At 33.6% G+C, this 21,328-nt stretch carries 19 protein-coding genes; 11 read left to right on the top strand and 8 right to left on the bottom strand.

Annotated elements, in window-relative coordinates:
• Positions 1-74: 74 nt before the first annotated feature.
• From radC to ACVC43_RS01990, 4 genes are all read left to right on the top strand, one after another.
• Complete coding sequence (gene radC, locus ACVC43_RS02005) at positions 75-773, top strand: RadC family protein (protein WP_452222895.1); 699 nt, start codon at positions 75-77, stop codon at positions 771-773.
• A gap of 82 nt (positions 774-855) precedes the next feature.
• Entirely contained in the window at positions 856-2,157 is a 1,302-nt protein-coding gene (locus ACVC43_RS02000) for a polysaccharide deacetylase family protein (protein ID WP_452222894.1), read from the top strand.
• Entirely contained in the window at positions 2,147-2,833 is a 687-nt protein-coding gene (locus ACVC43_RS01995) for a YjjG family noncanonical pyrimidine nucleotidase (protein WP_452222893.1), read from the top strand. Before ACVC43_RS02000 ends, ACVC43_RS01995 begins: the two co-directional genes overlap by 11 nt.
• Positions 2,834-2,841: 8 nt before the next feature.
• Entirely contained in the window at positions 2,842-3,675 is an 834-nt protein-coding gene (locus tag ACVC43_RS01990; protein WP_452222892.1) for a hypothetical protein, read from the top strand.
• On the opposite strand, the gene ACVC43_RS01985 is transcribed toward ACVC43_RS01990, so the two are convergent.
• The gene (locus ACVC43_RS01985; protein WP_452222891.1) at positions 3,672-4,949 is read right to left on the bottom strand and encodes a replication-associated recombination protein A; all 1,278 of its coding nucleotides are present in this window, start codon (positions 4,947-4,949) and stop codon (positions 3,672-3,674) included. The two genes, ACVC43_RS01990 and ACVC43_RS01985, sit on opposite strands and share 4 nt — an antisense overlap.
• 114 nt (positions 4,950-5,063) lie before the next feature.
• Between ACVC43_RS01985 and ACVC43_RS01980 the strand changes: the two genes are divergently transcribed.
• On the top strand, positions 5,064-5,816 hold the full coding sequence (locus ACVC43_RS01980) for a rhomboid family intramembrane serine protease (protein WP_452222890.1): 753 nt from the start codon (positions 5,064-5,066) through the stop codon (positions 5,814-5,816).
• Here ACVC43_RS01980 and rlmB read toward each other — a convergent pair whose 3' ends face one another.
• The 7 genes from rlmB to ACVC43_RS01945 form a co-directional block, all read right to left on the bottom strand.
• Positions 5,817-6,551 carry a 23S rRNA (guanosine(2251)-2'-O)-methyltransferase RlmB gene (gene rlmB, locus ACVC43_RS01975; protein WP_452222889.1) on the bottom strand — a complete coding sequence of 245 codons (735 nt, stop codon included), beginning with the start codon at positions 6,549-6,551 and terminating at the stop codon, positions 5,817-5,819.
• A gap of 68 nt (positions 6,552-6,619) precedes the next feature.
• The gene (locus tag ACVC43_RS01970; protein WP_452222888.1) at positions 6,620-8,245 is read right to left on the bottom strand and encodes an aryl-sulfate sulfotransferase; all 1,626 of its coding nucleotides are present in this window, start codon (positions 8,243-8,245) and stop codon (positions 6,620-6,622) included.
• A 71-nt stretch (positions 8,246-8,316) separates the two neighbouring features.
• The gene (locus ACVC43_RS01965) at positions 8,317-9,117 is read right to left on the bottom strand and encodes a hypothetical protein (RefSeq protein ID WP_452222887.1); all 801 of its coding nucleotides are present in this window, start codon (positions 9,115-9,117) and stop codon (positions 8,317-8,319) included.
• A 10-nt stretch (positions 9,118-9,127) separates the two neighbouring features.
• Positions 9,128-9,937 (bottom strand): hypothetical protein, encoded by an 810-nt coding sequence (locus ACVC43_RS01960; RefSeq protein WP_452222886.1) that lies wholly within the window; start codon positions 9,935-9,937, stop codon positions 9,128-9,130.
• Between the two features lie 22 nt (positions 9,938-9,959).
• The gene (locus ACVC43_RS01955) at positions 9,960-11,522 is read right to left on the bottom strand and encodes a SusD/RagB family nutrient-binding outer membrane lipoprotein (protein ID WP_452222885.1); all 1,563 of its coding nucleotides are present in this window, start codon (positions 11,520-11,522) and stop codon (positions 9,960-9,962) included.
• Between the two features lie 12 nt (positions 11,523-11,534).
• Positions 11,535-14,633 carry a SusC/RagA family TonB-linked outer membrane protein gene (locus tag ACVC43_RS01950; protein WP_452222884.1) on the bottom strand — a complete coding sequence of 1,033 codons (3,099 nt, stop codon included), beginning with the start codon at positions 14,631-14,633 and terminating at the stop codon, positions 11,535-11,537.
• Between the two features lie 119 nt (positions 14,634-14,752).
• Positions 14,753-16,390 (bottom strand): POTRA domain-containing protein, encoded by a 1,638-nt coding sequence (locus ACVC43_RS01945; protein ID WP_452222883.1) that lies wholly within the window; start codon positions 16,388-16,390, stop codon positions 14,753-14,755.
• Between the two features lie 237 nt (positions 16,391-16,627).
• On the opposite strand from ACVC43_RS01945, the gene rpsL reads away from it, so the two are divergent.
• From rpsL to rplD, 6 genes are all read left to right on the top strand, one after another.
• Positions 16,628-17,002, top strand: a complete 375-nt coding sequence (gene rpsL / locus ACVC43_RS01940; protein WP_452222882.1) for a 30S ribosomal protein S12 — start codon at positions 16,628-16,630, stop codon at positions 17,000-17,002.
• A gap of 24 nt (positions 17,003-17,026) precedes the next feature.
• A complete protein-coding gene (gene rpsG / locus ACVC43_RS01935) occupies positions 17,027-17,503 on the top strand; it encodes a 30S ribosomal protein S7 (protein WP_452222881.1) in 477 nt (158 codons plus the stop codon).
• A gap of 6 nt (positions 17,504-17,509) precedes the next feature.
• Positions 17,510-19,636 carry an elongation factor G gene (fusA, locus tag ACVC43_RS01930; RefSeq protein WP_452222880.1) on the top strand — a complete coding sequence of 709 codons (2,127 nt, stop codon included), beginning with the start codon at positions 17,510-17,512 and terminating at the stop codon, positions 19,634-19,636.
• An 11-nt stretch (positions 19,637-19,647) separates the two neighbouring features.
• The gene (gene rpsJ / locus ACVC43_RS01925; protein ID WP_007650482.1) at positions 19,648-19,953 is read left to right on the top strand and encodes a 30S ribosomal protein S10; all 306 of its coding nucleotides are present in this window, start codon (positions 19,648-19,650) and stop codon (positions 19,951-19,953) included.
• 126 nt (positions 19,954-20,079) lie between these two features.
• Positions 20,080-20,697 carry a 50S ribosomal protein L3 gene (gene rplC, locus ACVC43_RS01920; RefSeq protein WP_452222879.1) on the top strand — a complete coding sequence of 206 codons (618 nt, stop codon included), beginning with the start codon at positions 20,080-20,082 and terminating at the stop codon, positions 20,695-20,697.
• Positions 20,697-21,326 (top strand): 50S ribosomal protein L4, encoded by a 630-nt coding sequence (gene rplD, locus ACVC43_RS01915; RefSeq protein ID WP_013869043.1) that lies wholly within the window; start codon positions 20,697-20,699, stop codon positions 21,324-21,326. Before rplC ends, rplD begins: the two co-directional genes overlap by 1 nt.
• Positions 21,327-21,328: the final 2 nt, after the last annotated feature.

Here is a 21,328-nt window from a genome sequence, read left to right as displayed (position 1 = left end):
TATTATTCTTAAATGCGGAAAGAGTCTTTCAACATTAAAAACAAATAATTAAAAAAAAGATGTAGTTTTATAACATGTCTGAAAAACCAACTTCATTTTCCATAAAAAACTGGTCGCAAGACGACCAGCCGCGAGAAAAATTACGCGACAAAGGCAAAGCGGCTTTAAGTGATGCCGAGTTAGTGGCTATTTTAATAGGTTCTGGCAACAGGGAAGAAAGTGCAGTCGCATTATGTAAACGTATTCTAGCAAGCACAGATAATAATTTAAGCGAACTGGGTAAACTTAATATCAAGCAGCTTATGCAATTTAAAGGTATTGGCGAGGCTAAGGCAATTTCTATTATTGCAGCTTTAGAACTGGGGAGGCGTAGGCGAGGAGGTGAGGCTTTAGAACGCAAAAAAATTACTTCGAGCGCTTCGGTTTTTGAACTTATGCAACCTGTAATTGGCGATTTACCTCACGAAGAATTCTGGATTATATATTTAAATAACTCCAATAAAGTAATCCAAAAAAACCAACTAAGCAAAGGCGGTATTACAGGCACCTTGGTCGATGTGCGTTTGGCTTTAAAAACAGCTTTGGAAGTAGGTGCAGTAGGTATTATATTGGCGCATAATCATCCATCAGGCACTTTAAAACCAAGCCAGGCAGATAAAGATTTAACTGCGAAACTTAAAACGGCAGCGCAGAGTTTAGACATTAAAATTTTAGACCATTTAATTGTTACAGAAACAGCTTATTTTAGTTTCGCCGATGAGTCTCTTTTGTAAAATAGGCAATAAAAAATCCTCGTACAAAACCCACTTAGAGGGTTGAAATTTGGTATTTTAGCTTTTAGAACTCACAATATTTATGCTTTTAATTTACACTCATAAAATAACACCACGATTGCGGTACACATTTAAACAAATATGTACACGAATTTTGGAAATCCCAGTGAGTTTTACTACTAAAATCGAAGATTTTATTGCCCACGATAGTTTAAAAATATCTTATACGCGACAACCTTTAAGTAATGAAATTTTTGTGCGTTCGCACGAGTTGTTATTTGAGCAAGGCATTAGCGATGTAGATATTAAAGTTACAGACTGGGAAAGAACCAAATGCTTTTTCCCTAACGGCGAACAAAGTGCTTTGCCATTCGATATTTTTGCGGCATCCTTCTATCTGTTAAGCAGGTACGAAGAGTATTTACCGCATGTAAAAGATGAATTTGGCAGATTTACTGCAAAAGAAAGTTTAGCCTTTAATAATGGTTTTTTACACCAGCCAGTTGTAGATATTTGGGCATTAAAATTTAAAGAGTTACTACAGGAGCAGTTTCCAGATTTTCATTTTCCAGAACGCAGCTATAAAATTACGCCTGTTATAGATGTACCAAGTGCATATAGCTATAAGTTAAAAGGCATAATGCGAACTGTAGGAGGTACATTTAGAGACCTGTTTCGGTTAAGGCTTAAAGATATATACAAGCGATTCTCGGTGTTGTTTGGTTTTCAAAACGACCCTTTCGATAATTTTAAATATATCATTAACAGACAAAAACAAGTAAAGGACAAGTTTATATTTTTCTTTTTAATAGGAGATTTCTCAACTTACGATAAGAATATAAATGCACAAAAAAGTAAATTTATTTCGCTTATAAAACAAGTAGGAGATTACTCTAAAATTGGCTTAAAAGTTTCCTATTTTGCTTTAGATAATATTGCAATTCTTAAAACTGAAAAGCTAAGAATGGAGGCTATTATTAATCAAAATCTATATGCTTCCAGACAATCTTATTCAAAATTAAATTTACCAGAATCTTACAGGAACTTAGTGGAATTAGAGATTCCTGAAGATTTTACAATGGGTTATATTAACCAAATTGGATTTAGAGCCGGAACGTGTACACCGTTTTTCTTTTACGATTTAGATTACGAAATACAAACACCTTTGCGTATAAATAGTTATCATGTTTTGGATAATGCACTGTTAAAACATCACTCGTTTTTAGATAAAAAAATGCATTTAAACCGAATAATTGATGAAGTAAAAAAAGTGAATGGTGAGTTTGTTCCTGTGTTTCATAACTATACCTTTGGTACAGATGAAAATTGGGTGCATTATAAAGAGCTTTTTAATATTATTTTAGATTCTGCTAATGAAAAATAAAATCACAGATGTCTTTTTCGACCTGGATCATACGCTTTGGGATTTCGATAAAAATTCCGCATTAACTTTCGATATTATTTTTAAAAAGAATAAGGTGTTTTTAGATTTAGATCGTTTTTCGGAAGTGTATCAGCCCATTAATCTGAAATACTGGAAATTATATAGAGAAGAAAAAGTAAGCAAAATTAATTTACGATATGCCAGACTTAAAGAGACTTTTGATGCATTAGAAATGCAGGTTGAAGATGAGGTTATCAATCAATTAGCAATAGATTACATAGATTATTTAACTACACATAATTATATTTTTGATGGCACCATTGAAATTTTAGAGTATTTAAAATCTAAATACCGTTTGCATATTATTACCAATGGTTTTAAAGAAGTACAACATACTAAATTAAAAAAATCTAATATTGCACATTATTTTGAAACGGTTACAAGTTCCGAAGCGGTTGGTGTTAAAAAACCCAATCCTAAAGTGTTTCACCATGCAGTAGAACAGGCTAACATAACCATAGAAAATGGCATAATGATTGGGGATAATTATGAGGCAGATATCCTTGGCGCATTAAATATCGGGTTGGATGCAATTTGTTTTAATTATCACAACCTGACATTAGAAAATAATATAAAGCAGGTAAAACACTTACTGGAACTTAAAAAATATTTATAAATTTAATTATGAAAAAAACAATACTATTATTTTTAGCTATACTGGCATTTTCGTCTGTTTCGGCGCAGCAGGAACTTAATGATTATAAATATGTAATCGTTCCTAAAACATACGACTTCTTAAAGGAAGCCGATCAATACAGAGTAAATTCTTTAACACAGTTTTTATTTGAAAAATATAATTTTGAAGCTTTTATGGAAGGTGACATTCTACCAAGCGATTATGGAAGAAATAACTGTCTTGGGTTAAAGGCCGATGTTTTAAAAAAATCAACGTTATTTAAAACAAAACTAACCTTACAATTAAAAAATTGTAAAGAGGAGATTATTTACACTTCACCAGAAGGGACATCTAGAGAGAAAAACTTTAAAGTAGCTTATAATGAAGCTTTAAGAAATGCTTTTGAAAATTTTGAAAACGTAAACTATCAATACAATCCTGAAAATGCTATTAAAAATACAGAAGCAACACCATTGGCTGAAGCATCACAGGAGGAGATAAAGAAATTAAAAGATGAAATAAAAATTTTAAAAGAAACCAAAAATGAAACTAAAAAAGAAGAACTGCCTAAAAAACAGGAAACTCCAGTTTCTATTAACTCTAAAACTGTAAAAGAACCTTCAGTAGCTAAAAACACCCTGTATTCGCAAGCTACATCCAATGGCTTCCTTCTGTTGGATAAAACACCTAAAGTGGTTTACACTATTTTAAACTCAGGCAAAAAAGATGTGTTTATTGTAAAAGATAAAGAAGCTGTAATATATAAACTCAATGGAAAATGGGTAATTGCAGAAGTAAAAGGTGACGATTTGCAGGTTAAAGCTTTAGATATAAAATTTTAGTAACCATATTTTTCTTTCCACCTTGCTTTTAAAAATTCGCGTTGCGCCTGTTCTCTGGCATTATTGCCAGGTTTGTAAAGTGTAGTGTTTGTTATTTCCTTTGGTAAAAACTCCTGAGCGATAAAATTGTTAGGGTAATCATGAGAATATTTATAGTTTTCGCCATAGCCTATTTCTTTCATTAATTTGGTAGGTGCATTTCGTATTGCAAGTGGTATAGATAAATCTCCAGTTTGCTTTACCAATTGTTGCGCATTACCTATAGCCATATATGCAGCATTACTTTTTGGAGAACATGCCAGGTAAGTAGCACACTGGCTTAAAATAATTCGGGATTCTGGATAACCTATTGTCGATACCGCTTGAAATGTTGTATTTGCCATAACTAATGCAGTTGGGTTTGCATTACCTATGTCTTCGCTCGCTAAAATTAACATACGTCTGGCAATAAATTTAACATCCTCTCCACCTTCCACCATTCTGGCTAAATAATAAACAGCAGCATTTGGGTCGCTGCCACGAATAGATTTTATAAAAGCCGAAACAATATCATAATGTTGTTCACCAGTTTTATCATAACGAACAGTATTATTTTGTACTTTTTCTAAAACAGATTCGTTTGTAATTGTAATATTATCTGATGCTTCAGAATTTACTATCAGTTCGAAAATATTAAGTAATTTTCTTGCATCTCCTCCAGAAAGTCTCAATAAGGCATCGGTTTCTTTAAGTTTTATGTTTTTTTTAGCTATTTCCTCATCGGTTTCTATAGCACGTTTTAAAAGCACCTCTAAATCCTTTTTCTCAAATGGATTTAAAATGTAAACCTGACAACGTGACAACAAAGCCGGAATGACTTCAAAACTTGGATTTTCGGTTGTAGCTCCAATTAAGGTTACCCAGCCTTTTTCAACAGCTTGTAAAAGAGAATCTTGTTGCGATTTACTAAACCTATGAATTTCATCGATAAACAAAATTGGGTTTTTAGTAGTAAACAATCCGCCACTTTGCTTAGCTTTTTCTATAACTTCTCGTACATCTTTAACACCAGAACTTATGGCACTTAAAGTATAAAAAGGTCTCCCAGACGTTTCGGCTATAATATTTGCAAGAGTAGTTTTGCCAATACCTGGTGGTCCCCAAAAAATCATAGAGGCAATTAAGCCTTGATTAATTTGTTTGGTCAAAGTGCCATGTTCGCCTACTAAATGTGCCTGACTCACGTAGTCTGCTAAAGTTTTTGGTCTTAATCTTTCAGCTAAAGGAGTATTCATAGTGTAAAATTAATCATTTTTTATATTAATAATGTTCGTTTTAGTAAATGTTACGTTCTGACATTGTATCACCATTTTAAGAAATGGATTGTAAATTGCTATCTTTAATTTAAGATGAAAAATAAAGAACAACCATTTATATTTAATATAGATACCATTCTGTATCCAACATTGTTTGTGTTATTAATTTGGCTCATTTTTGCCATAGAAATTCGTTTTGGTTACCGTTTTAATAAATATGGTGTGTATCCTCAAACTTTAAAAGGACTACGTGGTGTGATTTTTAGTCCTTTTATACATTCGGGTATTAAACATTTGTATTCTAATACCATTCCGTTATTTGTATTATCATCTGCCTTATTTTATTTTTATCGTAACATTGCCTTTAAGGTAGTAATCTATGGTATTTTACTCTCAGGTTTCATTACATGGGCAATAGGAAGACCATCGTATCATATTGGTGCCAGTGGCTTAATTTATGTGCTATTTAGTTTCAATTTTTTTAAAGGTATTTTCGCTAAACATTATAGATTAATAGCATTGTCTTTGGTAGTTGTGTTTCTTTATGGAAGTATGTTTATGTATGCATTTCCAATAGATGAAAAGATTTCTTGGGAAGGCCATACTGCAGGTTTACTCACCGGATTAATTTTTGCCATTATTTTTAGAAAGGAAATTACCAAGCCTAAAAAATATGTTTGGGAAGAGCCTCATTACAATGAAGAGGAAGATGAATTTTTAAAACATTTTGATGAGAATGGAAATTTTATAGAATTGTCTCCGGAAACCGAATGGTTTGCCAAAACAGAAGATATCACTAAGGAAATTTCTGAAATCAACTATATTTTTAAAGATAATAAAGAGTAATTAAAGACGCTGTCTAATTGCTTCATATAAAATAGCACCACAAGCAACAGAGACATTAAGCGATTCTATGTCGCCTAATAAAGGTAATTTAGCTTTTGCATCTACTTGCTTTAATATGGATGGGTTGATACCTCGACCTTCGCTTCCCATGATTATGGCACATGGTTCTTTAAAGGAAACATCATAAATGGTGTTATCTGTTTTTTCGGTAGCTGCAATCACTTTAATGCCACTTGCCTGCATGTGATACATGGCATCTTTAATATGGTCTACTTTACATATAGGCACTTTAAACACTGCACCTGCACTGGTTTTTATAGTATCTCCATTTACTGGAGCACCACCACTTTTTTGTACTATTATACCGTGAACTCCTGTGCATTCAGCCGTTCTAATTATGGCGCCAAAATTACGAACATCACTTAATTGATCCAGCATTAGAAATAGAGGAGTAGCACCACTCTCAATAGTTTTTAAAACCAATTCATCTAAATCATGAAAGGCAATTGGAGAAATTTGTGCAACGACACCTTGATGGTTGTTTTTCGTTAAGCGGTTTAATTTTTCGACAGGAACGTAAGACGAGTTAATTCCTTTTTTTCTTAAAAGAGCTTCAAGCTCATTAAATAATTCGCCTTTAAGCCCTTTTTGTAAAAAAACTTTATCGATTGTCTCTTCTGCATTTATAGCCTCAATTACAGCTCTTAAACCAAATATTTGTGTTGTGTCTTTCATTGCGGTAAAGGTATAAAAAAAGAGCCTGATATAAATCAGACTCTTTTATAAATTAATAATTGTCAATTTTATTTTTTTATGATTTTTTGTGTTAGAAAACCGTTTTCAGATTGAATTTTAACTATATACATTCCGGCATTTAAATTGGCTAAATCTACACTTTTAGTATTCGAAACTGTCTTTATTTTTTTTCCTAAAATTGAGAAAATTTCAATATTTAATATAGCTTCATTATAGCTAATCTTTAAAACATCCTGAACTGGATTTGGATAAATTTTAATATCTAATGCTGCTAAATCAAATTCATCAATACTTAAATTCATACAATCACTTAAGTCTGGATTACCCTCTATAGGAGGACCAGGAGTTAAATCTCTACCAGTAAAGGCTGGGTAATCTGGAGCAAATTTAATAGCTCTAAAAACGAAATTTAATTGAGGGTCATCTCCTTGATTAAATATACCATTAAACCCATCAGGATTAACATACTCCCAAACAATGTTTTCATTGCTGTCAATTTCAAAAAAATAACCGCTATCACCATCACAAATTAAAGTGTTACCGTTAGGTAGTCTTTGTCCACTGGATAGGATAGATGAGAAAAAGTCAGTATTAACTGGTGCTGTATAAGAATATTCAGCTACTAACGGAGCAAAGCCATTTGTTGAATCATATATATAGTGTCCTGGTGAGGATTCTAAAGGATCAATAATTTCGATTGAAGAGAAGGGTCTGGTATTGTCTCCATTATTAAAAATCATTATTTTACCTGCATCGGCAAATCCATCAGGAATCCAGTGAGGATAATGTTGTCCGTACAATTGGCGATCACTACTATCTCCTTTATTGTAAGCCTCTTTATTTCCCCATCGGTAAAGAATATCGCCTCCTTTTCCATAAGTACCACCAGTAGTGCCAGCTGCTTCTGCAGTTGTAGTAGAATGGTCAATTATATATATTTCACTCAATATCCTACTACTTAAAATTATTTGATCTAAATTTTCATTGTATTGTAAGGAGTTAATGTGCAACCAATTTTCAGGGCTGCCAACAGTATTAGTATAATTAAAGTTTAGGCGTTGTGGATTATTCTCAATTATACCAAAATTATTTTTACTGGCATCAACATCTTGGATTAAGTGGTCTTTAAAATTCCATTCCCAAACTATATTAGCTTGGTTGCTACCAATTGGCTGCAATTCTATTACTTGTTCATTAAAAACTTGCCCGTCTTGAAGTAGGCTTGGGTCTCTACCTGCTTGAATAGCTTCTTGTTGAGACATAATTTCTGCGCTCAAGACTAAGATATTACCATTAGATAATGGGTAAATATCATGATGTTGGGTGTAAGTGGAGGAGGTATAAGTATAATTCCATAATATATTCCCATCCCAATCATACAATTCTATTGCACCTCCAACACCTCCAAAATTAATGTTAGGATTAGTTATTCTACCAGTGCGTAGTAGGTTACCATTTTCAAGTAGATACACTGATGCTCCTGGTGTGTAACTGCTGGACCATTGGTTAATTACTTCTCCACAATTATTTATCAGATAGGTTGAAGTAGAATTTAGCGGAGATAACAATGTATAACCAACATAAGAACCGCTTGTGTTGTTAATTGTACCAACAGTATTTTGCGCTTGTGTGATACTGGTTATTAAAATAAGTAAAAGTAATAATTTTTTCATTTTTCATTTTTTTTAAAAAAAAACCACCTTAATATTAAGGTGGTTTTTAGTTTTATAAGAGTTAATTCTCATTAATTACATGTAGCAGTACCACTTGTAATAACACCAGTTGTTGGAACTGGGCCGTCACTAAAAGTTGTAGAGCCATCTGGAGAAGTTAACACATAAGAATTTTCTTCTTCGTATCCTGGTGCACCAGCTGTATTTGGGCCAGAACCAGTAGTACCAGAAATATATGTAAAAGTGTAACTAAAACCTTTACGTACAGGTACATCGATAACAGAGCCAAATCCTTCAGGACCGTAAGCCTCTAAATCACCGTCGGTTTCAACAAGAATGTTTCCACCTTGCCATCCGTCACCGTAAGCATCATTTAATGCAAAACTCCATAAACAAAATTCGTAATCAACAATGTTTACTTCAATTAAGTATGGTTGAGGAGTAAGTACAGTTCTAACGCCTGCTGCTGTAATTTTAAGTGTTACAGTTTCATCTCCTTCTGTTTGATCTAAATCTCTAAAAGTATTAACAGGGATCTCAAAAGATGAAGCATAAGCAGGAACTGTTATTTCAAAACCTTGCCCAGGTATACCTGTATCGGCATCTGTGTCTGAGTTTCCTGCAGTAAATTCTGTATCTTCTTCAGCTGTACCACCAACGACTTCAATTTTAAATTGTGAAGGCACGTTAACAGGATTGCTAATTGTGAAAGGAATAACATCAGAGCGTCCTTCTACTATTGTTAACGAAGTAACTGTAGTAGTTGCAACTGGTTTTGCATTTGGTTCTAAGCCATCTAAGTCATCATCTGTACAACTAACAAATAAAGCTGTTATTGCAAGAAATGCGACAGTATATAATTTATTTTTCATGTCTTTTTTTTTATAAATTAATGTAAGTTGATACGTAAGCAACAAATGGATCTGCAAATAATGGAGTAATAGTATACTCGATAACAAAGTCACCAGTTACAGGGTCTACAGAACCAGTACCTTCAACTTGGTTACTATAAATTCCACCTAAATTTTGTGCTTCAATTGTAATAGCGCCACAAATAACACTAAATGTTGTTTGTAGTCCAAACTGACCAGTAGTTTCAGTTAAGAATGTATTAGTGCCTATTTCTTCTAAGAAAGAAGTACCAATGTTGTACGTAGTATTATCTGATAATCTTACAGTTGTTACACTATAATTTCCTTCAAGGTCTGCTAAACAACCAACAAATGTAATTGCTAACTCATCGTTAATTGAAGAAACAACACCACCATTAACACTTTTAAGCTTTAAAATTAAAACTGTTGGTGAATCTGGATCAAATCCTCCAGTGTTAACTGAAAGTGGAAATTGTGTAAAGCTACTTCCTGCTGGAATTGTTAATGTTCCAGAGTTATCAATAAAATCAAATTCCACACCTTCTGTAGCAGTAGAAGCAGGATCAATTTCATAAGTCACAACTAAATCTGTTGAGCTTAATACTCCAGCGTTACCACCAAGAATGTCTAATGGGTATTGAGACTCTACGGCTCCAATATCCTCGAAATACGTTTCTACTGCTACACTTTTCTTGAATCCAACAATAATTGGAGTGTTTTCAATACCTTGTAAGCCAGTATTTTCATCGTCATCTACTATACATGAAACGCAAAACAATGGTAGCATTAATAGCAAGAATAATTTATTTAATTTTTTCATAATTTTTTAATTTTATCAGTTATTAGTTTACGTCCCAGAAAATTTTATCAGAGAATGCTGCCGATGCAGGTTGATTAGGTACATTTGCAGAATTTGTTGAATATTCTGAAGCTGGGTACAATAATCTTACTGGTCTCGCAGGCTTCTCAGCGATAAGAGATAATGGAGCATCAGGGAATCCAGTTCTATTAAAATCTATAAAAGATTCAATAGCGTTAATTCCAGTAAGCGCAATCCATTTTTGAGTCATAATTGCTTCAATTTTATTTGAAGATCCAGTCCATCCAATTCTATTAACACTTTGAGAAGTCGAGATGTAAGAAGCAGCACCAGGTGCGCCTAATAAGCTGAATGATGCTGTAATACCAGCCTCAAACATAGCTTGAGCATTTCCAGAAATGTAACCTCTTTCAATCGCTTCAGCTTGTAAAAAGAAACTCTCAGAAGCAGTAAATAAGAAACTGTCTTGGTCGAAACCTCTTAATAATCCTGGTCCAGGCTCTGATAAAGCTGTTGGAGCTTGATCATTAGTTGCACCTTGAATTACACCAGTTACACCATTTCCAGGAACACCAGTAGCTGGATCAAAGAAACGTACTAATCTAGGATCGTTTACATTAGTTCCAGGTAACGCACCCATATTTCCGTTTGCATCTGTTTGTGCATCTCCTTTTAAGAATTTCTCAAAATACTCAGAAGGTACGATGAAATCATGATCGAAAGTTGGATTACCAGCAACGTCAAAACCGTAGTTTGTCCAGAATGGATTTTGTCTATTAAGTTCGTTAACGTATCCTGGGTTAATTGTAGCATTTGTAGTAACAAAGTTATTATCTAATGCTGCAAATTGCGCCGATAAGTAAGAAGCAGTTTCGCCACCCATGTTAGATTGACGTAATAATATTCTTAGCTTTAATGTATTCGCAACCTGAACCCAACCATTTAAGTTACCTTGAAAAACAGTATCTTCTGTTCCAACTGGTAAATACTGGTCAGAGTTAGCAATAGTAGCTATAGCTAAATCAAGATCTTCAATTAAAGCTCTGTATATAACTTGAGCGTTATCGTATGCTGGTGTTAAAATCTCACCACCTTTTAAAGCTTCACTATATGGAGCATCTCCATATAAATCTACTATATATTGAAAATAGTAAGATTTTAAGATTCTTGCAATTGCTTTGTGGTTATTGTAATCATCACCTTCAGAATCGATTATTGCTTGGTATGTTGCCATACCTCTGTATAAGCCTTCCCAAATTCTGGTAGAAGGTGTAAAGTTTTGAGTGATGTTTAATCTAAACTCATCCTGAAAACCTCCAGTTACGTTATTAATATCTCCAGCCCATTGGTTCATAAGGATACTTCCTAATTCACTAGCTGTAGTTTCAAAGCCTCCTAAAAGAACACCATCGGTTCTATACCAACTTCTTGGTGCCTCTATTGCGGCTGCTAATAGTAAATCTGGATTTACTAAATCTGTTGTTGTATCTACTTCAGACTCATTAATGTCTAAAGTACCTTCACAAGAATTGAATGCGACTCCTATAAAGAGTAATGCAATTCCTATTTTAAAATATTTTTTCATAATTATTTTTTTTTAAAAAGTTAAGTTTAATCCTATACCGAATGTTTTGGTTGGTGGATAGTTAGTACCTTGAACTGTAATACCTGCAGTATTACCAGTTGTTGAGAAGTTAGATTCTGGATCATTATAACCTCTGTTTTCAGCAGGTAAAATAATGAATGGGTTTCTAGCTGTGGCACTTATTCTTAAACCAGAGATAAAACTATTTTTAAGATAATCTTTATTTAAATCATAACTAAGAGACAATTCTCTAACTTTAAATGCAGTTGCATCTAACACATGGTTTTCTCCAATACCTCTATAGTTTCCAAAGAAGTTAATGTAAGAACCAGCAGTGTTACCACCAGAAGGTACCGATGTATTTGCTTGGTAAACTCCTGAACCTGGAGAAGTTTCAACAGATGAGTTTGGCCATATAAATGGACCACGACCACCTTGTGCAGTTTCTACTGCGTGACCTGACCATGTTAAGTTAGATTTTGTATCAGAATAGAATACGTGACCTGTTCTGTAGTCCATAGTTGCTTGTAAAGACCAATTCTTATAATTAAAAGAGGTATTTAAGTTAACTATATGCTTAGGTGTTGTTCTACCAGCAATTTTTAAACCAGCTGCTTCAATAGGGTTACCATTTGCAGGGTCAATAATTACACGTCCTTGAGGATCTCTTTCGTAGAAGTTTGTTTGAATTATAGGGAACTGCTCTCCTTTAATTGCAAATACTTCAGCAAAGCCAGTAAAACCACCTAAAGATACTTGATCAGATTGGTCTGTTACACTTAACACTTCGTTTTCAGTTGTAGAGTAACCTACATTAACATTCCATTGAATATTGTCAGTCTTAATAACTTTAACACCTAAATCAACTTCGAAAGCTGTACCTTCAGTCTTGGCAATGTTAAGTCTTGCTCTATCAATACCTGTTGCAGCAGAAGTTCCAACATTAGTAATTTGATCTGTACCTGTAAATTTAGAGTAACTTGCATCTAACGTTAATCTGTCTTTAAACAATCCTAAATTAACACCTACTTCAAAAGTCTCTAAAAACTCTGGTCTAATTAATGGATCTGTAATACTTCTATCAACTACAAAAGAGTTTTGACCTCCAAATGGGAAACCATTACCTTGATTTACTAATTGCTGAATATCGTAGGCATTAACCTGATTGGCATTTCCTGTTTCAACATATGCAGCAGTAATTTTCATATAGTTTAATATGTCTCCTTTCATCCCGTCAAATGCTTTTGTAGGAAGGAAAGATACACTGGCACTTGGATAGAAGAAAGACTGATTGCTAACATCTAAAGTTGATAACCAATCATTTCTACCTGTAACAGTAAGGAATAAGAAATCTTTATATCCAAAATCTAAGTTAGCAAAAGCAGATATTGTTGCAGAATTGTTTCTGTCATTTCCACTAAATGCATCATCAACACCAGCATTTAAGTTAGCTGCTGTATAGATTCCAGGTACAGTTAAATTTTGACCACCTACTTCTGTAAAACTGTCTTTAAAGTATTGGTTGTTTAAACCAATGTTACTACCAAAAGATATATCTTCAGTTAAATCATAATCTAAATTCACGAAGAAATCTGTATAGTATGTGCTTTGTCTGAAATTTCTATATGTAAAATCAGAAATTAAAGATCTGTTTGCACCAGTATTAGCGTTTATTTCAGCAGGTTCATCGTATGCATTTTGATATGTTAAAGAATTACCTTCAAAAATACGCGCATTACTTAGTAACTTAAAAGAGATATTGTCATTAACCTTATAACCTAACTCTCCTTGTAAACTAATATTATTATTTTCACCTTTAGATCTTTGGTTTTCTAAGTTCCAGTAAGGATTAGTAAAATAAGCGTTCCAGTGTCCTTCGTTTCCAGAATTAGCAAATCGCTCAATTGGAATGTTAGTTGCAGATTGTAATAACTGTGTGTATAAGTCACCATCGTGACGCTCAACAGTTGTGTTTGTGTATATAACATTACCACCTACAGTCCAGTTTCCTAAAGTTTTCCCTCCTCTTAATGTGAAGGTATTTCTTTTTCTAGTATCATCTTTAACAACGAATTCAGTCTTAACATTTCTGGCACCTAATGAAATATAGCCATCAGCACCTCCAGATGAAACTGTTACTGCATTTTGTCTAGTTAAACCTGTTTGAAAGAATTCTTTCATATGATCTGAACCTCTTGATGAATATGGAGCGGTAATAAAAGTACCATCTGCTTGAGGCAATCCAACAGGAACAACTTGTCCGTCAAATTCTGGACCCCAACCACCATTTTCATATATAACGTTTTCAAAACCATTACCTAAGTCCCAACCTTGACCGTATCTAGTTTGTTTTTCTGGAACAAATGCTACAGTTTCGAAATCTAAAGCAGTGTTAACTTGAACAGTCATTTTTTCTCCTTCAGTAGTAGTTTTTGTTGTAACAACAATTACACCATTCGAACCTTGAGAACCATATAATGCAGATCCTGCAGCACCTTTAATAACGTTAACAGTCTCAACTTGGTTAGGATCTAATGCGTTTAAAATTCCTGTACTAGAAATAGCACCATCAATTACAATTAAAGCTTCATTGTCTCCAGAAATAGAACGATTACCACGTAATACAATTCTTGAAGTTCCATTTACACCATTAGTACTTTGTGTAATAGTTAAACCAGAAACTTTACCAGATAAACTGTTTACAACACTTGGGTTGTTAGCTTTGGTAAGCTCTTCTGTTTTAACTTCCTGGTAAACAGTAGTAACTTCATCTTTCTTTCTTTTAATACCTAGAGCTGTAATTACAACCTCTTCAAGTTGATTCTCTAACATTGTAAAACTAATGTTGCTATCTGCACCAACAGTTTTCTCAACAGTATTACCAACGTAAGAAAACACAAGCACATCGCCAGTGTTTGCAGAAATTGAATAATTACCGTCAAAATCTGTTGTCGTACCATTACTTGTACCTTTAACAACAACATTTACTCCAGGCAACGGTAAATTATCACCGTCGGTGATGGTACCTGAAATTGTTTTTCCTTGTGCGAACGAGAGTTGCACAACAAACGCTAGTAATAGCGTTAAAATTCCACTAAACTTTGTTTTCATTTTATATTTTATTTGAATTAGTCTTTGCCAAAAATCATAATAAAAAGTTAATTAAACAATATTTATTGGTTAAAATTTCAATTTTTTTTCAAAATAATTTTTTTTAACCCTTGAAAAAACTAAAAAACTGATGTTAAACTTAGATGTATTTTACTGTTTGAGAATTTGAAGCTTTGAGTTTCTGTTTTTCCATTTGCAAAATTAAATTTTAGCAAACCTGCTTTGGTGATAATGCCAAAGCCTATTCCAAAGCCATATAGGCTTTCTTTGGTAGTAGTAATCTTATTTTCAAAATTAGCGAAGTCAAGAATAGAGTGCGCATAAATACTGCTGGTAAGTTGGTATCTGTATTCTGTATTTAAAAGTATGTAGCTGCTTGCGAGTAAACTGTTTTCTTCGAAACCTCTAATGGAATTGATGCCTCCAAAACGAAACAACTCATTCTCTAAATAAGAATCTGAGTTTAAAAGCACACTATTGAGTCTTAAATAAATACTATTCTTATTGTTAAGGTTTAGTATATGCGAAGTGTTTATGGTTAGTCTTTGTTGCGGCTCTTTATTGTTTGATATGGTTCTTGAGCCTAAACCAATTTCTATGTCTAATAACGTTTTTAGTTGAAAAAGTTTAGAGTAGTTATTTCTGTTTTCTAATACGTATCGTCCAGTGTACAGTGTGGTGCTGTAATCGCTAACAAAGAAGTTTTGATTGTTGTCAAGTAAATTATTAGATTCTGTAGATTCAATTCCGGTATAAATCCGGCTTTTAGAGTTTAATTGGTAAAAAAGATTCGCTTTTTGATTCACAGTTGTAAAACTACTATCTTGCTTTAATATCTTTAAACCAAGTTCTGTGCCAATGGGAGAGTTAAATAGATAAGGAAGGTTTGCATTAAATTCGAAGTTCTTTTGTTCGCTCTCATCGGTTTTGTACAACACTCTTATGGATTCGCCATAATTAAGATTATTGTTAAGTTCTAAATTTAAATAACCATTAAAATCAAGAGAGTTCGTTTCTTCATTAGTACTAAACCCTAAAAAACCATCAAAGGTATTACTCTGCGATTTTTTTAAATATATATATAAGGTAGTAGAATCTTTTGTAAATAAAACTTCAGGTGGTTTAATCTGTTCTGCAAAACGCAAATTATTTAATGCGTTCATCTTTTTCTTGATTGTTTCAATATTAAACGTTTTTTCTGGTTTAATTTTTAAGAACCGCTTTAAATAAGCTTTTGGGAATTTTTCATAACCTTTTATAATTATATTGTCCAAACCACGTTTTGTCTCTCCTTTATTTATAATGAGATTTGCAGACAGTGTTATATTGTCTATAATTTTTATTTCAGAAAATTTTGTTTTGGCAAATGGATAGCCTTGATTAGTTATTTGCAAATTTATGTACTGAAGTGCTTTTTCAATTTGCAAAAAGTTAATATTAAAATAATCATTAAAACTTTCATCTGATATAGCATCTATAATTTTCTTGTCTATTTGTGATGAATCGTAGTAAACTTTAATGCGTTCGTATTTATTTTTTAGCTGAAGTATAATTCGAAAAACACTATCGTTTTCTTTGTCAATTGAAACACGTTCATTTTCAATATAGCCAGCTTTACTAATTCTTAGTTGAAGCGAATCTGCTTCGTTTACAATTGAATTAAAATCTTCATGACTACGCTTATAACCAAAGTCGTTTATTGTTTGAGTCTCAATATCATTTGTTCCTTCAATATTAAGATTGAGATTTTGAGCCATTAATTCTAAAGAAGAAAAAGAAACTATTAATAAAATTAAGAAGGTATGTTTATGCACGAATTAAGACTATATATATATGGTGTAAATCTAACGGAAAAACTAAAGATATAATATAGGTAAAAAGATAAATTTAAAAAACTATTGAAAATTAATCTTTTACGGTTTGAATTATGAAAATTAATTTCTACATTTGCAGCCCTCTTAAAAGAGGTCAAATAAATTTATATATTAAGATATATGCCAACAATTTCACAATTAGTACGAAAAGGAAGAACCAAAATAACTAAGAAGAGTAAATCGGTTGCTTTAAATTCGTGTCCTCAAAGAAGAGGAGTGTGCACGCGTGTATACACCACAACACCAAAAAAACCTAACTCAGCAATGCGTAAAGTAGCGCGTGTTAGATTAACAAATGGTAACGAGGTGAACGCTTACATTCCTGGAGAAGGTCACAATTTACAAGAGCACTCGATAGTATTAGTTAGAGGTGGAAGGGTAAAGGATTTGCCAGGAGTTAGATATCACATTGTACGTGGTGCTTTAGATACAGCAGGTGTCGAAGGTAGAACGCAACGTAGATCTAAGTATGGTGCAAAACGCCCTAAGAAGTAATTTTAAAAACTTTAAGAAGAAGACATGAGAAAAAGAGCAGCGAAAAAAAGACCGCTTTTACCAGATCCACGTTTTAACGATCAGTTAGTAACTCGTTTTGTTAACATGATGATGTGGGATGGAAAGAAGTCAGTAGCTTTCAAAGTATTTTACGATGCAATTGATATCGTAGAAGCAAAAAAAACAGACGAAGAAAAAACAGCATTAGAAGTATGGAAAGATGCATTATCTAACGTTATGCCTCACGTAGAAGTGCGTAGTCGTAGAGTTGGTGGTGCTACATTTCAAATTCCTAACCCAATACGTGCAGACCGTAAAGTTTCTACAGCAATGAAATGGCTAATTAGCTATTCAAGAAAAAGAAATGAAAAGTCTATGGCGCAACGTTTAGCCTCTGAGGTTTTAGCAGCAGCTAAAGAAGAAGGAGCAGCGGTTAAGAAAAGGGTAGATACTCATAAAATGGCTGAAGCAAATAAAGCATTCTCTCACTTTAGATTTTAATTAGAAATGGCAAGAGATTTAAAACTTACAAGAAATATAGGAATTGCGGCTCATATTGATGCTGGTAAAACAACAACAACAGAGCGTATTCTTTTTTATACAGGTGTTTCACATAAAATTGGAGAAGTGCACGATGGCGCTTCAACAATGGACTGGATGGAACAAGAAGCAGAAAGAGGTATTACAATTACTTCTGCTGCAACAACTTGCGATTGGACGTTTCCAAAAGAAAATGGAGAGCCAACAGCAGATGCTCAAGATTATCACTTTAATATTATTGATACTCCTGGTCACGTAGATTTTACTGTAGAAGTAAACCGTTCTTTACGTGTATTAGATGGTTTGGTTTTCTTATTTAGTGCAGTAGATGGTGTAGAACCACAGTCTGAAACTAACTGGAGATTAGCAGATAATTATAAAGTGCCAAGAATCGGGTTCGTTAATAAAATGGACCGTCAAGGATCAGACTTTTTAGGTGTTTGTCAGCAAGTTAAAGACATGTTAAAGTCTAACGCAGTACCAATTGTATTAAATATTGGTGATGAAGATAACTTTAAAGGAATAGTGGATTTAGTTAAAAACAGAGCTATTGTATGGCATGATGATAACTATGGTTCTACATTTGACGTTGTTGATATCCCTGAAGATATGAAAGACGAAGTGCGTAAATATCGTGCTTTATTAATAGAGGAAGTAGCAAGTTACGATGAAGATTTGTTAGAAAAATTTATGGAAGATGAAAATTCTATTACAGAGGAAGAAGTGCATGCTGCACTTAGAGCTGCTGTAATGGACATGGCAATTATTCCTATGGTTTGTGGATCTTCATTTAAAAATAAAGGTGTTCAATTTTTATTAGACGCTGTATGTCGTTACTTACCGTCTCCAATGGATAGAGAAAGTGTTATTGGCACAAACCCAGATACTGATGAGGAAGAAAGACGTAAGCCAAGTGTTAACGAGCCTTTTGCTGCATTAGCATTTAAAATTGCTACCGATCCTTTTGTTGGACGTTTAGCATTTTTTAGAGCATACTCTGGTCGTTTAGATGCAGGTTCTTACATATTAAATAACCGTTCGGGTAAAAAAGAGCGTATATCGCGAATTTACCAAATGCACTCTAACAAACAAAATGCTATCGACTTTATCGAAGCAGGAGATATTGGAGCAGCAGTAGGATTTAAAGACATTAAGACTGGTGATACCATGTCTGATGAAAAGCACCCAATTGTATTGGAATCTATGGATTTTCCAGATCCAGTAATTGGTATTGCGGTAGAGCCTAAAACTAAAGCAGATGTAGATAAATTAGGAATGGCTTTAGCAAAACTAGCAGAAGAAGATCCAACATTTACAGCAAGAACAGACGAGTCTTCAGGACAAACAATTATATCAGGAATGGGTGAATTACACTTAGATATTATTGTAGATCGTTTAAAACGTGAGTTTAAAGTTGAAGTAAATCAAGGACAACCTCAGGTAGAATACAAAGAAGCTATTACACAAGCTGCAGACCATAGAGAAGTTTACAAAAAACAATCAGGTGGTCGTGGTAAGTTTGCCGATATTGTATTTACAATTGAGCCAGCAGACGAAGGTGTTGAAGGACTTCAGTTTGAATCTATAATTAAAGGTGGTAACGTTCCTAAGGAATTTATACCTTCTATTGAAAAAGGATTTAAAATGGCAATGGTAAATGGTCCATTAGCAGGTTATGAAGTTGATTCTATGAAAGTAACCTTGAAAGACGGTTCTTACCACGATGTGGATTCGGATCAATTATCTTTCGAATTAGCAGCAAAATTAGGATTTAAGAATTCTGCAAAAGCAGCTAAGGCAGTCATCATGGAGCCTATAATGAAATTAGAAGTTATTACTCCTGAAGAAAACATGGGTGATATAGTAGGTGACTTAAACAGAAGAAGAGGTCAGGTAAGTGACATGGGAGATAGAGCAGGAGCAAAAACTGTAAAAGCTACCGTGCCATTATCAGAAATGTTTGGATATGTTACAACATTAAGAACATTATCTTCTGGACGTGCAACATCAACAATGGAATTTTCACATTATGCTGAAACTCCTTCAAATATATCTGAAGAAGTAATCAAAGCAGCTAAAGGCGTAGAAGCTTAAAACTAAAGAAAATGAGTCAAAAAATTAGAATAAAATTAAAGTCTTACGATCACAATTTAGTTGACAAGTCTGCTGATAAGATTGTAAAAACAGTAAAAAGTACTGGAGCTGTAGTAACAGGACCAATTCCGTTACCAACGCACAAGAAAATTTTCACTGTATTACGTTCACCACACGTAAATAAGAAGTCAAGAGAACAATTTCAATTAAGCTCTTACAAGAGATTATTAGATATTTACTCTTCATCTTCTAAAACAATTGATGCGCTTATGAAATTAGAGTTGCCAAGTGGTGTAGAAGTAGAAATCAAAGTTTAATTATAAACTTTACATGTCCTAAGCTGCGTGCGAAGGAAAAACGGATAAAAATACACTTCAAGGCTGAAACGTATTTTCGGCCTTGAATGTTTTTTAATAAATAATAATAACAAATAAATAATAATTATGTCTGGGTTAATTGGAAAAAAAATCGGTATGACCAGCATCTTCGATGAAAATGGAAAAAACATTCCATGTACAGTAATCGAAGCTGGACCATGTATCGTTACCCAAGTCAGAACTGAAGATGTTGATGGCTATAAAGCTATTCAACTTGGTTTCGATGACGCGACAGAAAAAAGTGCTACTAAAGCGGACTTAGGTCACGTGAAAAAAGCAGGAACTTCTGTAAAACGCAAAATCGCCGAATTTCAAGGTTTTGATGAGGAGTACAAGTTAGGTGATGCAATCACTGTAGAGCACTTCGCAGAAGGTGAATTTGTGGATGTTTCAGGAACATCAAAAGGTAAAGGATTTCAAGGTGTTGTAAAACGTCATGGATTTGGTGGTGTAGGTCAAGCTACTCACGGTCAACATAACCGTTTAAGAGCGCCAGGATCTATTGGAGCTGCATCTTATCCTGCAAGAGTTTTCAAAGGAATGAAAATGGCAGGAAGAATGGGTGGAGACACAATAAAAGTTCAAAATTTAAGAGTTTTAAAAGTAGTTTCTGATAAGAATTTACTTGTGGTTAAAGGATGTGTTCCTGGCCATAAAAACGCTTATGTAATTATTAGAAAATAATGAAAGTAGCAGTTTTAGATATAAACGGAAAAGAAACAGGCAGAAAGGCAGACCTTTCTAGCGATGTTTTTGCTATTGAGCCTAATAATCACGCTGTATATTTGGATGTTAAACAATATTTAGCAAACCAAAGACAAGGTACTCACAAAGCTAAAGAAAGAGCTGAGATTACTGGATCTACACGTAAGATTAAAAAGCAAAAAGGAACTGGTACAGCACGTGCAGGTTCAATTAAGTCTGGTGTGTTTAAAGGTGGAGGTCGTATGTTCGGTCCAAGACCAAGAAACTACAGCTTCAAACTTAATAAAAACCTCAAGCGATTAGCTCGTAAATCAGCGTTCAGTATAAAAGCAAATGAGAAAGCAATTGTTGTTTTAGAAGACTTCAATTTCGATTCTCCAAAGACTAAAAATTTCACTAATATTTTGAAAGCTTTAGACTTACAAAACAAAAAATCACTCTTCGTGTTGGGTGCTTCAAATAATAATGTATATTTGTCGTCACGCAATTTAAAAGGCTCTGAAGTAGTAACTGCTTCAGAATTAAGTACTTACAAGATTTTAAATGCAAATCAAGTAGTGCTTTTAGAAGGAGCTTTAGAAGGAATTGTAACGAATTTAAGTAAATAAGA

The sequence above is a fragment of the Lacinutrix chionoecetis genome (genome assembly GCF_053604665.1).
Note: the sequence above shows the minus strand (reverse complement) of the source record. Positions and strands in the feature narration are given on the sequence as shown.

Excerpts from the sequence above, each read along its gene's own strand:
- radC (WP_452222895.1), top strand. The coding sequence starts at position 75 with ATGTCTGAAAAACCAACTTCATTTTCCATAAAAAACTGGTCGCAAGAC.
- ACVC43_RS02000 (WP_452222894.1), top strand. The coding sequence starts at position 856 with ATGCTTTTAATTTACACTCATAAAATAACACCACGATTGCGGTACACA.
- ACVC43_RS01995 (WP_452222893.1), top strand. The coding sequence starts at position 2,147 with ATGAAAAATAAAATCACAGATGTCTTTTTCGACCTGGATCATACGCTT.
- ACVC43_RS01990 (WP_452222892.1), top strand. The coding sequence starts at position 2,842 with ATGAAAAAAACAATACTATTATTTTTAGCTATACTGGCATTTTCGTCT.
- ACVC43_RS01985 (WP_452222891.1), bottom strand. The coding sequence starts at position 4,949 with ATGAATACTCCTTTAGCTGAAAGATTAAGACCAAAAACTTTAGCAGAC.
- ACVC43_RS01980 (WP_452222890.1), top strand. The coding sequence starts at position 5,064 with ATGAAAAATAAAGAACAACCATTTATATTTAATATAGATACCATTCTG.
- rlmB (WP_452222889.1), bottom strand. The coding sequence starts at position 6,551 with ATGAAAGACACAACACAAATATTTGGTTTAAGAGCTGTAATTGAGGCT.
- ACVC43_RS01970 (WP_452222888.1), bottom strand. The coding sequence starts at position 8,245 with ATGAAAAAATTATTACTTTTACTTATTTTAATAACCAGTATCACACAA.
- ACVC43_RS01965 (WP_452222887.1), bottom strand. The coding sequence starts at position 9,117 with ATGAAAAATAAATTATATACTGTCGCATTTCTTGCAATAACAGCTTTA.
- ACVC43_RS01960 (WP_452222886.1), bottom strand. The coding sequence starts at position 9,937 with ATGAAAAAATTAAATAAATTATTCTTGCTATTAATGCTACCATTGTTT.
- ACVC43_RS01955 (WP_452222885.1), bottom strand. The coding sequence starts at position 11,522 with ATGAAAAAATATTTTAAAATAGGAATTGCATTACTCTTTATAGGAGTC.
- ACVC43_RS01950 (WP_452222884.1), bottom strand. The coding sequence starts at position 14,633 with ATGAAAACAAAGTTTAGTGGAATTTTAACGCTATTACTAGCGTTTGTT.
- ACVC43_RS01945 (WP_452222883.1), bottom strand. The coding sequence starts at position 16,390 with ATGGCTCAAAATCTCAATCTTAATATTGAAGGAACAAATGATATTGAG.
- rpsL (WP_452222882.1), top strand. The coding sequence starts at position 16,628 with ATGCCAACAATTTCACAATTAGTACGAAAAGGAAGAACCAAAATAACT.
- rpsG (WP_452222881.1), top strand. The coding sequence starts at position 17,027 with ATGAGAAAAAGAGCAGCGAAAAAAAGACCGCTTTTACCAGATCCACGT.
- fusA (WP_452222880.1), top strand. The coding sequence starts at position 17,510 with ATGGCAAGAGATTTAAAACTTACAAGAAATATAGGAATTGCGGCTCAT.
- rpsJ (WP_007650482.1), top strand. The coding sequence starts at position 19,648 with ATGAGTCAAAAAATTAGAATAAAATTAAAGTCTTACGATCACAATTTA.
- rplC (WP_452222879.1), top strand. The coding sequence starts at position 20,080 with ATGTCTGGGTTAATTGGAAAAAAAATCGGTATGACCAGCATCTTCGAT.
- rplD (WP_013869043.1), top strand. The coding sequence starts at position 20,697 with ATGAAAGTAGCAGTTTTAGATATAAACGGAAAAGAAACAGGCAGAAAG.